This is a genomic window from Rhabdothermincola salaria (assembly GCF_021246445.1).
Lineage (GTDB): Bacteria > Actinomycetota > Acidimicrobiia > Acidimicrobiales > Acidimicrobilacustridaceae > Rhabdothermincola_A > Rhabdothermincola_A salaria.
This window is the reverse complement of the sequence record NZ_JAJQXW010000003.1, coordinates 428,666-438,689: the sequence shown is the minus strand read 5'-3', so window position 1 is coordinate 438,689 and position 10,024 is coordinate 428,666. Positions and strand designations below refer to the sequence as shown.

The 10,024-nt window shown below is 72.0% G+C and carries 8 protein-coding genes and 1 pseudogene; 8 read left to right on the top strand and 1 reads right to left on the bottom strand.

Going from position 1 to position 10,024, the window contains the following annotated elements; all coding sequences use genetic code 11:
* A pseudogene (locus LUW87_RS15295) lies at positions 1 to 482 on the top strand (hypothetical protein); the annotation flags it as partial.
* 367 nt (positions 483 to 849) lie between these two features.
* Positions 850 to 1,083, top strand: coding sequence for a hypothetical protein (locus LUW87_RS15290; protein ID WP_232672060.1), 234 nt, complete (start codon positions 850 to 852; stop codon positions 1,081 to 1,083).
* A gap of 70 nt (positions 1,084 to 1,153) precedes the next feature.
* Here the strand turns inward: LUW87_RS15290 and LUW87_RS15285 are convergent, their stop codons facing one another.
* Positions 1,154 to 1,324 (bottom strand): hypothetical protein, encoded by a 171-nt coding sequence (locus LUW87_RS15285; RefSeq protein WP_232672059.1) that lies wholly within the window; start codon positions 1,322 to 1,324, stop codon positions 1,154 to 1,156.
* A gap of 150 nt (positions 1,325 to 1,474) precedes the next feature.
* Between LUW87_RS15285 and LUW87_RS15280 the strand changes: the two genes are divergently transcribed.
* The 6 genes from LUW87_RS15280 (at position 1,475) to LUW87_RS15255 (ending at position 9,791) form a co-directional block, all read left to right on the top strand.
* Positions 1,475 to 2,878 carry an SHOCT domain-containing protein gene (locus LUW87_RS15280; RefSeq protein ID WP_232672058.1) on the top strand — a complete coding sequence of 468 codons (1,404 nt, stop codon included), beginning with the start codon at positions 1,475 to 1,477 and terminating at the stop codon, positions 2,876 to 2,878.
* Between the two features lie 36 nt (positions 2,879 to 2,914).
* The gene (locus LUW87_RS15275; protein WP_232672057.1) at positions 2,915 to 4,471 is read left to right on the top strand and encodes an alpha/beta fold hydrolase; all 1,557 of its coding nucleotides are present in this window, start codon (positions 2,915 to 2,917) and stop codon (positions 4,469 to 4,471) included.
* Between the two features lie 223 nt (positions 4,472 to 4,694).
* Positions 4,695 to 5,864 (top strand): acyl-CoA dehydrogenase family protein, encoded by a 1,170-nt coding sequence (locus tag LUW87_RS15270; protein WP_232672056.1) that lies wholly within the window; start codon positions 4,695 to 4,697, stop codon positions 5,862 to 5,864.
* Positions 5,865 to 6,055: 191 nt separating this feature from the next.
* Positions 6,056 to 7,711, top strand: a complete 1,656-nt coding sequence (locus tag LUW87_RS15265; RefSeq protein WP_232672055.1) for a ribonuclease J — start codon at positions 6,056 to 6,058, stop codon at positions 7,709 to 7,711.
* A 200-nt stretch (positions 7,712 to 7,911) separates the two neighbouring features.
* Positions 7,912 to 8,505 carry a TetR/AcrR family transcriptional regulator gene (locus LUW87_RS15260; RefSeq protein WP_232672054.1) on the top strand — a complete coding sequence of 198 codons (594 nt, stop codon included), beginning with the start codon at positions 7,912 to 7,914 and terminating at the stop codon, positions 8,503 to 8,505.
* On the top strand, positions 8,502 to 9,791 hold the full coding sequence (locus LUW87_RS15255; RefSeq protein WP_232672053.1) for a nucleotide disphospho-sugar-binding domain-containing protein: 1,290 nt from the start codon (positions 8,502 to 8,504) through the stop codon (positions 9,789 to 9,791). The genes LUW87_RS15260 and LUW87_RS15255 overlap by 4 nt, the downstream gene beginning before the upstream one ends.
* Positions 9,792 to 10,024 lie beyond the last annotated feature (233 nt).

The following is a 10,024-nucleotide window of genomic DNA, read 5'->3' as shown; positions in this document are numbered from 1 at the left end:
GCAGCACCGCCGCAAAGGACACGGCCGACGACGGAGCCCCCCGCCCGAACCCCACCGACGAGAACGACGGGGACGACGAGAGCGACGAGAACCGAGCCGCCCCGGGCGTCTGCGGCTACGCCCAGGCCCGACTCACCCTCACCGCCCGGATCCCCGAAGGCCCCGCCCCCGTCGCGACCCCGGTCGATGGTGGGCCCGCCGACGGCTCCACCCACCCGGGCCTCACCACCGGGGCGACCGAAGGCCCCGGGCGGGCCGCCGATGCAGCGAGCCCCGGCCCCGGCCCCGGCCCCGGCCCCGATTCCGATTCCGGCCCCGGCCCTGGGTCTGGACCCGGTTCTGGCTCCAGTCCGGAAGCCGGCAGCCCACGGATCGAGCCCCGGAACCGTCTCACCGGCGGCCCTCGCCGGCGTCGGCCGCCGGACCTGCTCGGCCGAGCCCAGGACGGGACGCCGATCGCCGTCTACGTCACCGCCGCCTGAGGCGGATCGTCGACTCCAACCCTGCGGTACTGCGGTACTGCGGTACTGCGGCACTGCGGCACTGCGGCACTGCGGCACTGCGACACTGCGACACTGCGACACTGCGACACTGCGGCTGCTTCACCCTTGCTGTGCTCGGGCACCTGTGGGCAGGCGCCGCGCTGGGTGGGGGCGTCACGGTGGGAGGTCCGGGCCGGGTCGTGGGTGGCGTCGTCGAGGGGCTTCTCCTCGTGGGCTCGGTGTCGGCGTCTCGTCAGAGCCTCGACCTTCGGCACGCGTCGAGCGGGCCTGGCAGGCTGTGCAGGTGGGCGGACCGGCGGCTTGGACGGCGGAGGCACGGCGTGGCGCGCGTGCGTTTCCCATGCCGGTGCGCGTCGCGATCATCTCCGGCGTGGGCCTCGGCGCGGTGGGAGCCGTGGTCGGCCTGGTGCTCGGGCTGATGGCCAACCCCCCGACGGCCTGGTTCGCCGTCTTCGAGCTGGGCGTGCCATCGGCCGTGCTCGGAGCGGTGCTGGGCTGCGTCGTCGGCGGCGCCGTCTCCGGTGTGCGACGTCTGCGGCGTGCGTCGAACCGTTGCGACGCATCTCGCCCCGCACGGTGACGGCCTCGTGTCGCCCTTCCTCGTCGTCGTCCGCAGCGGCGGCGCCGGGGGCCGGGCCAGGGCACGGCAGCTATCCGAGTGGCGGCACGGCGAAGGTGTGCTCGTAGGCCAGGAGCTCCTCGTCGTGCCAGTTGCGACCGGAGAAGCGCACGGTGACGGTCGGACCGACCCGACGGGCGGAGTCGGAGAGCCAGTCGCCGAGAACGGGCTGTCCGAGTTCTCTTCGCCGAGCGTGGAGCAAGGGGCCCAGACGGACGGGGGAGAGTTCGCTCCCGACGCGGTCGGGCGTCCGACCCTGCCTCCGGCCGGTCGCGATCATCCCGCCGCGGGCAGGCCGTATGCGCAAGCCTGCTCGTGGCACGTTGCCCGACCCGAGCGAGGGAGCCTGGCCATGACCACCGCTGACCAGCCCGATCCACCCACCGAGGCCGGGACCACCGAGACCGACGGCGCGCCCGTCCAGGGCCGGCACCCCCGTCGGGGATGGGTCGTCGCCCTGGTGGCCGTGGCCACCGTGCTCGCCGTGCTCGCCTCGTTGACGGCGTGGGTGCAGCGCCAGGTGCTGAACACCGACAACTGGGTGGCGGCCAGCGACGAGCTGCTCGAAGATCCCGACGTCCAGGCGGCGCTGTCGGAGTACATCGTGAGCGAGCTCTACGCCCAGGTCGACGTGCAGGCCCAGCTCGCCGACGCCCTGCCCGAGGACCTCGAAGGGCTCGCCGGTCCGGCGGCGGCCGCGCTGCGGCAACCGGCCACCCAGGCCGTGGGGTACCTCCTCGACACCAACCAGGTGCAGAACCTGTGGAGCCGGGTGAACCGACGCGCCCACGAGACCCTCGTCGCCGTCCTCGAGGACGACCTGAACGTGGTGTCGACCGCCGACGGGGTGGTGACCCTCGAACTGGGGGACCTCGTCCGCCAGCTCGGCGAGCAGCTCGGGCTCTCGTCCGACCTCCTCGACCAGATCCCACCCGACGTCGGCAACATCGTGATCGCCGAGTCCGACGAGCTCGCGGCCGCCCAGCGCGCCGTGCAGATCACCCAGACGCTGAGCGTGTGGCTGTTCGTCGTGGTCATCGCCCTCTATGCGCTCGCGGTGTTCCTCTCGGTCGACCGTCGCCGCACCATCCGTCTCGTCGGCTGGTCGCTGCTGGGGGCCAGCATCGTGCTGCTCGTGGTGCGACGCCTCTCGCTCGACTACGTGGTGTCGATGGTGGAGAACCCGGCCAACGAGGCCCCGGCCCGTTCGGTGTTCATGATCGCCTCCGCGCTCCTCGCCCAGCTGGCCTGGGCGGGCGTCGCCTACGGGGTCGTGCTGGTCGCCGGCGCGGTCTACGCCGGTCCGAGCCGGGCGGCGGTGGCGGTGCGTCGTGAGGCCGCCCCGCTCCTCAGCACCGAGCCGTGGGCCGTGTGGTCGACCGCCGCCGTGGTCTTCGGCCTGCTCGTGCTCTGGAGTCCGCTGCCGGCGTTCGACGTCTGGTGGTCCACCCTCATCCTGCTGGCCGTCTACGGGTTCGCGGTCGAGGCCCTCCGCCGCCAGAGCCGCCGGGAGTTCCCCGACGCCGAGTGGGGCCAGCTGCGAGAGGTGGTCACGGGCACCGCCCGCTCGGGATGGTCGTCGGTGTCGGACTGGTGGGCGCGTCGGGGCACGAACGCCGCTGCGGCCGGTACCGGTACGGCCTCGGTCGACTCGTTGGAGCGTCTGGCCGAGCTCCACGGCCGCGGTGCCCTGAGCGACGACGAGTACACCGCGGCCAAGGCCGACGTGCTCGGCCTGCCCGCACGGCCCTCGTAGGCGCGTCGGAGCTCACCCGGTCACTAGGGTCGGGCGATGCTCCGCCGGGTCGTCGCCTTCCCACTCCTCGTCGCCACGCTCGTCGCCGGCGTCACGATCGCCCCGACGCCGGACACCGAGACGGCGGCCGCACAAGCGGCTCCGCCGATCGACTGGAGCCCGTGTGGCTTCGATGTCGAGTGCGGTCTGCTCGAGGTCCCCCTCGACCACGCCGACCCGACCGGCCCCACCATCGAGATCGCGGTGAGCCGGATCCCCGCCACCGACCCCGACAACCGGCGAGGCGTGCTGCTGCTCAACCCCGGGGGCCCGGGAGCCGGCGGTCTGGGCCTGCGCCTCCCATTGGCCCAGGAGCGCTACGACCAGATCGGCTTCGACCCACGCGGCACCGGCGACTCCACGCCGCTGCCCTGCTCGCAAGATGCCGCCATGGCGGTCGAGACCCTGGCGTCGCCGCCGCGCACCTCCGAGGAGCGCCAGGCATGGACCGATGCCGCCGCCGCGTTCGAGGCGTCGTGCCGCACCGGCGATCCCGATCTGTTCGACCACGTCGGCACGGTGGCGGTGGCCCAGGACATGGAGCTCATCCGCCAGGCGCTGGGCGAGGAGCGCATCTCCTTCTACGGCGCGTCCTACGGCACCTTCCTGGGTGCGGTCTACGCCGACCTGTTCCCGGACCGCGTGGACAAGTTCATCCTGGACGGTCCGCTCGACCCCTCCGACACCCCCGAGGAGCTCAACCTCAACAACGCGCTCGGCTCCGAGGAGGCCTTCGAGCACTGGGCCGAGCTCTGCGAGGCGGACCGCAACTGCGCCTTCAACGACGGCACCGATGTGGGGGAGCGCACGGCCCGGTTGGTCCAGCGCTTCGCCGACGACCCGACCCCCTACCGTCCGGACCCTGACGGCCCGCCGGTGGGGCCGCCCGTGGACGGCGCACGGGTCTCGACCCTCATCTTCGGCAAGTTGTTCCAGAACGAGGGTTGGCCGCAGCTGGGTCAGCTGCTCGCCGGCCTCGAGGCCGGCGACCTGGAGGAGGCCGCCTTCGTCTCGGTCGACTCCGTGACCATCCCCGCCTACTGGCCGATCTCCCGAGCGAGCGGGATCATGCCGGGCGACCCCGCCGAGATCGACGCCGTCTCCGGGCCCGCCCCGGTCATGGGGCCCGGGCTGATCCGGGAGAACCGCTTCTCGGCGATGATGAACGTGCCCGTCGAGCCCCGCGACCGCCCGGTCGACGCCCCGGGTGCGCCGCCGATCCTGGTCATCGCCTCCCGCTGGGACCCGGCCACCTCCTACGTCTGGGCCCGGTCGCTCAGCACCAACCTCGACTCCGGCGTCCTCGTCACCTGGAACGGGGCCACGCACGTGGCGCTGTTCACCGGCGACGCTTGTCTGGAGCGCATCGCCTCGGACTACCTCGACGACGTCGCCACCCCGAGCCGCGCCGAGGGCGCCCGGTGCGACACGGCCACGCTCGCCGCGTCCACCGACCCCGACATCGGCCCCTGGCCGTCGGATGACGGCGGCGGTGAGGCCACGGTCCCCGCGCCCGTCGCGGTGGGAGTCGTCACCCCGGCCTTCACCGGCTAGCCGACAGCGGGACCGCGCGGAGGTGCTTCTTGCATGGAATCGTCGCTGCCGGCAGCGACGATTCCATGCAAGAAGGCCGTTGGTGGCCGTTGGTGGCCGTTGGTGGCCGCTGGCGCTGGTGACGGTCCCCGCCGGTGAGGCGCCGGCCGCGGACCGCGTGCGATGCTGACGACCACCGCGGTCGCCCGAGCCGGCCGGCCGCAGCCAGTTCGAGGGGGAGCACATGGACATCGGCTACACACCCGAGCAAGAGGCGTTCCGTTCCGAGCTGCGCGCCTACTACGACGACGTCCTCGACGAAGAGACGGCGCGCCAGGTCCGGTCCGACAGCGTCGGTGAGACGGCCAAGCGGGTCTGGAAGCAGATGTGCGCCGACGGGTGGGCCGGCCTGAGCTGGCCCAAGGAGTACGGCGGCCAGGAGCGCGACCCGATCGACCACTTCATCTTCTTCGACGAGTCGATGCGCGCCGGCGCGCCGGTGCCGACGCTCACGCTCAACACCGTCGGTCCGACCATCATGAACTACGGCACCGAGTGGCAGAAGGACTTCTTCCTGCCCCGGATCCTGGCCGGCGACATCCACTTCGCGATCGGCTACTCCGAGCCCGAGGCCGGCACCGACCTCGCGTCGCTGCAGACCCGGGCCGTGCGCGACGGCGACGAGTACGTCATCAACGGCCAGAAGATGTGGACCTCGCTGGCCGGTGGCTCCGACTACGTGTGGCTGGCCGTGCGCACCGACCCCGAGGCCAAGAAGCACAAGGGCATCTCGGTCATCATCGTGCCGCTCGACACCCCGGGCATCACCCTGCAACCGCTCACCCTGATGGCGTCGCACGACATCAACGCCACGTTCTTCGACGACGTGCGGGTGCCGGCCAAGTACCTGGTGGGCGAGGAGAACGGCGGCTGGGGGCTCATCACCAACCAGCTCAACCACGAACGGGTCACGCTGTGCGCCAGCGGCAGCCCCGAGCGCAGCCTCACCGACGTGCGCCGCTGGGCCCAGGAGACCACGCTGGCCGACGGCCGTCGCGTGATCGACCAGGAGTGGGTGCAGCTCAACCTGGCCCGGGTGCACGCCCGCCTCGAGTTCCTGCGCCTGGCCAACTGGAAGGTGGCGTGGGCGGCGGCCCACGAGTCGCTGCACCCGGCCGACGCGTCGACGGTGAAGGTCTTCGGCACCGAGTTCTACCTCGAGGTCTACCGCCTCTTGATGGAGGTCATCGGCCCCACCTCCTACCTGGCCGAGGGCTCCCCGGAGTCGGTGCTGGCCGGACGGCTCGAGGCCATGGTCCGCGGGGCCATCATCCTCACCTTCGGGGGCGGCACCAACGAGCTGCAGCGCGACCTCATCGCCATGTTCGGGCTCGGATTCCCCCGCTCCCGCTAGCGGCGCGCCCCGGGCGGTACCCTCGCGGGCACATGTGGGATCAGTGAGCGGCGAACCAGCCGACCGCACGCCGCCGCTTCGCGCCGGCAGCTCGCCAATGCGTCGGCCTGCGCTGACGGGCTGACCCCGCCCCCCGCCACCGTCCGACGTCCCCCGGCGTCTTCTCCAGGAGAACTCCCATCGCTTCCCCCGTGACCATCACCTTCCTCGGAGGGCTCGGCGAGATCGGCCGCAACTGCGCCGCCTTCGAGGTCGAGGACCGCATCATGTTGCTCGACTGCGGGCTCATGTTCCCCGACGCCGACATGCTCGGCATCGACCTGGTGCTCCCCGACTTCACCTACCTGCGCCAGAACAAGGATCGGATCGAGGGCTGCATCGTCACCCACGGCCACGAGGACCACACCGGTGGCCTGTCGTTCCTGTTGCGGGACTGCTCGTTCCCGATCATCGGTTCGCCCCTCGCCCTCGGGTTGGCCCGCAACCGCATCGAGGAGGCCGGCCTGCTCGACCGCACCTCGTTCATCCCGGTCGAGGACGGCGACCGCAAGAAGTTCGGGCCCTTCGACTGCGAGTTCATCCCCGTCACCCACTCGGTGCCCAACGGCTTCGCCACCGCGTTCCACACGCCGCAGGGCACGATCCTGCACACCGGTGACTTCAAGATCGACCTCAACCCGGTCGACGGTCGCCTCACCGACCTGGCCACCATGGGTGCCATCGCCAAGTTCGAGGGCATCCGTCTGCTGCTGGCCGACTCCACCAACGCCGACCAGCACGGCCACTCGCGGTCGGAGACGTCGGTCGGCAAGGTCCTGCGCGAGGTGTTCGCCGCCCACGCCGGACGCCGCATCATCACCGCCTGCTTCGCCAGCCACATCCACCGCGTGCAGCAGATCGCGGACGCCGCCATCGCCCAGGGACGGGTGGTGGCCACGCTCGGGCTGTCGATGAAGAAGAACGTGAAGCTGGCTCGCGAGCTCGGCGTGCTGAGCATCCCCGAGAACAAGCTGGTCGACATCAAGGAGATCGACAAGCGCCCTCCGGGCGAGGTGTGCGTGATCTCCACCGGCTCGCAGGGCGAGCCCATGTCGGCGCTGGCCCGCATGGCGGCCAACGAGAGCAAGTGGCTCGACCTCACCGCCGACGACACCGTCGTGCTGTCGTCGCACCCCATCCCCGGCAACGAGATGAACGTCACCAAGGTGATCGACGCGTTGTTCCGCATCGGCGTCGACGTGGTGCACTCGGGCATCGAGGACGTGCACGCCACCGGCCATGCCAAGCAGGAAGAGCTCAAGACCGTCCTGTCGATCACCCAGCCGGCGTGGTTCACGCCCGTGCACGGCGAATACCACCACCTGGTCAGCCACGCCCGCCTCGCCGCTCAGATGGGCGTCCCCGAGGACCGCATCAACGTGTGCGAGGACGGCGACCAGCTCATCGTCACCGACGACGGCGTGACCAAGGGCAATCGCGTGCCGTCGGGCTACCTCTACGTCGACGGGGCCGGCGTGGGCGACATCGGCCACGGTGTGCTGCGCGACCGGCAGGTCCTCGCCGAGGAGGGCATCGTCATGATCTTCGTGACGGTCGACGTGAACGAGCGTGAGATCGTCACCGGCCCCGAGGTGCTGTCGCGCGGCTGGATCAGCGAGAGCGACACCGGTCCCCTGGTGGAGGAGTGCTCGGCCGCGGTGGCCGACGCCCTCGACCACGCCACCAACGAGGGGTCGGCCATCGACATCGAAGCCCTCCAGGCCGTGGTGCGCCGCACCGCTGGTCGGTTCGTCAAGAACCGCACCAAGCGCCAGCCCATGATCGTCCCGGTGGTCGTCGAGGTCTGATCCGACCCCGACCCCGGCGGACGAGCCGCCAGACCGCGGACCTCGACGACCACGATCACCTCACGACGGACCCTGGGTCCGACGCGCCCTCGGGGCCACGCGGTCGCGCGTCGACGGGCCCCTTGTCGCCTCGCCAACTTCGTGCGACACTCCGTTGCATGAAAGAGGAGGGGCTCGGGGGTGTCACCCGTCCGTATCGGATGACAGCCCGTCGCGACAAGGTGGATCGAACCCGCCTGGCCATCCTGGACGCCGCCTACCGGCTCTGGTTGGCCGAGCCCTACGACGAGGTCGGCCTCGAGCACATCGCCGAGGCCGCCGGTGTGTCCCGTCAGACCGTGCATCGCCAGTTCGGGTCCAAGGACGACCTCTTCGTCGAGGTGATCGACTGGCGTCGGCCCTTCGAGGACGCCGCCGCGGCGGTGCCCGAGCCCGGCGACGTGGCCGGCATCGTGTCCGTCACCGTGGACCGCTACGAGCGCATGGGGGACGCCAACGTGCGCCTGGCGGCCATGGAAGGGCGCATCGATGCCGTCGACTACTTCCTCGCCCAGGGCCGCGAGGCCCACATGGCCGGGCTCGAGCGCGGCTTCGCCGACCACCTGCCCCGTCGTGGGTCCAAGGCCCGGACCCAGGCGCTGCTCGCCCTCTACGGGGCCACCGACCTCATGGTCTGGAAGTTGCTGCGGCGGGACCTGGACCAGTCCCGGAGCGACACCGAGGCCGTGATGCGTCGCCTCGTCGAAGGCGTCCTGCTCACGCTGCCCCCTCGGCCCGAAGGGAACCCCCGATGACGGAACCGACCCGCTCCTACCTGTTGGCCACCTGGGACGGTGGCGGCAACGTGGCTCCCCAGCTGGCGGTGGCCCGACGCCTCCTGGAACGGGGCCACCGCGTGCACGTGCTGGCCGACCCGACCGTCTGCGACCGGGCCCAGGCCGTCGGGGCCGGGTTCTCCCCGTGGACGACCGCACCGCACCGCCGCACGCACGACCCGCGCGACGAGGTCCTGCGCGACTGGGAGGTGTCCAGCCCCATCGCCATGCTCCGCAACGTCCGCGACCGGTTCATGACCGGCCCGGCGGCGGCCTTCGCGGCGGACACCAGGGCGGTGGTCGACGTCGTGGACCCCGACGTGGTGCTGGTCGACTCGTTGATCCTCGGGGCCATGGCCGGCGCCCAGGGGGCGGGACGGCCGGTCGCCGTGCTGGTGCCCAACATCTGGATGCTGCCCACGCCGGGGTGTCCCACCATCGGCCCCGGTTTCGCCCCGGCCCGCACCTTCGCCGGCCGGCGGCGCGATGACCTCATGCGGTTGATGACGAACCGGATCTTCCAGAAGGATCGCAGTGCGTTCAACGCGGTCCGGGCCCAGCACGGGCTCACCCCGCTCGCCTCGCTGTGGGACCAGGTGCTCGGCGCCGACGGGATCTACGTGCTGACCAGCCCGACCTTCGACTTCGCCGCGCCGACGTTGGGTGAGGAGGTCACCTATGTGGGCCCCGTCCTCGACGAGCCCGACCCGGCCGGGGAGTGGACGTCGCCGCTCGTCGGCGATCCCGACGACCCCCTGGTGCTGGTGGGGTTCAGCACCACGTTCCAGGACCAGGCCGCCCAGCTGCGAAGGGTGGTGGAGGCGCTCTCCCGTCTGCCCGTGCGGGGCGTGGTCACCCTGGGCGGGGCCGTCGAGGCCGACGAGGTGCCGGCGGCACCCAACGTGGCGGTGGTGCCCTCCACCCCCCACGGGCCGCTGCTGCGCGACGCCGCCCTGGCCATCAGCCACTGCGGTCACGGCACCACGATGAAGGCGTTGGCCGCGGGCGTGCCGTTGGTGTGCCTGCCGATGGGCCGCGACCAGAACGACACGGCGGCCCGAGTGGTGCACGCCGGCGCCGGGGTCCGCCTCCCACCCCGGGCCGGCGCCCCCCGCATCGCCGCCGCGGTCGAGCGGGTGCTCGCCGACGACACCTACCGGTACGCCGCCCGCCGCCTGGCCGAGTCCATCGCCGCCGAGACCCGCACCGACGACCTCATCGCCCGCCTCGAGGCCCTGGGCCGCCATCGCACCGCGACTGCCTGACCCCGGGGCGTCGCCGTTCGGGTCGGTGTCGGCCAACGGGGGAATCGTCGGCGTTGCCGTTCCCGCCCGCCGCCGCGCTCGACGTCGTCGCCGAGCTTCCCTGAGGCGGCCCGCGCCCTCCCGCCCGAGCGCCCCCGCCGTCGGGCCGGTAGGTTGGCCCCCTTGGGGGAGGTCCGATGGGGCGCGGCTCGATGCCGTCCGCTCGACGGGCCCGTACGAGTTCGGGGGAACCG

Excerpts from the sequence above, each read along its gene's own strand:
- LUW87_RS15280 (WP_232672058.1), top strand. The coding sequence starts at position 1,475 with ATGACCACCGCTGACCAGCCCGATCCACCCACCGAGGCCGGGACCACC.
- LUW87_RS15275 (WP_232672057.1), top strand. The coding sequence starts at position 2,915 with ATGCTCCGCCGGGTCGTCGCCTTCCCACTCCTCGTCGCCACGCTCGTC.
- LUW87_RS15270 (WP_232672056.1), top strand. The coding sequence starts at position 4,695 with ATGGACATCGGCTACACACCCGAGCAAGAGGCGTTCCGTTCCGAGCTG.
- LUW87_RS15260 (WP_232672054.1), top strand. The coding sequence starts at position 7,912 with ATGACAGCCCGTCGCGACAAGGTGGATCGAACCCGCCTGGCCATCCTG.
- LUW87_RS15255 (WP_232672053.1), top strand. The coding sequence starts at position 8,502 with ATGACGGAACCGACCCGCTCCTACCTGTTGGCCACCTGGGACGGTGGC.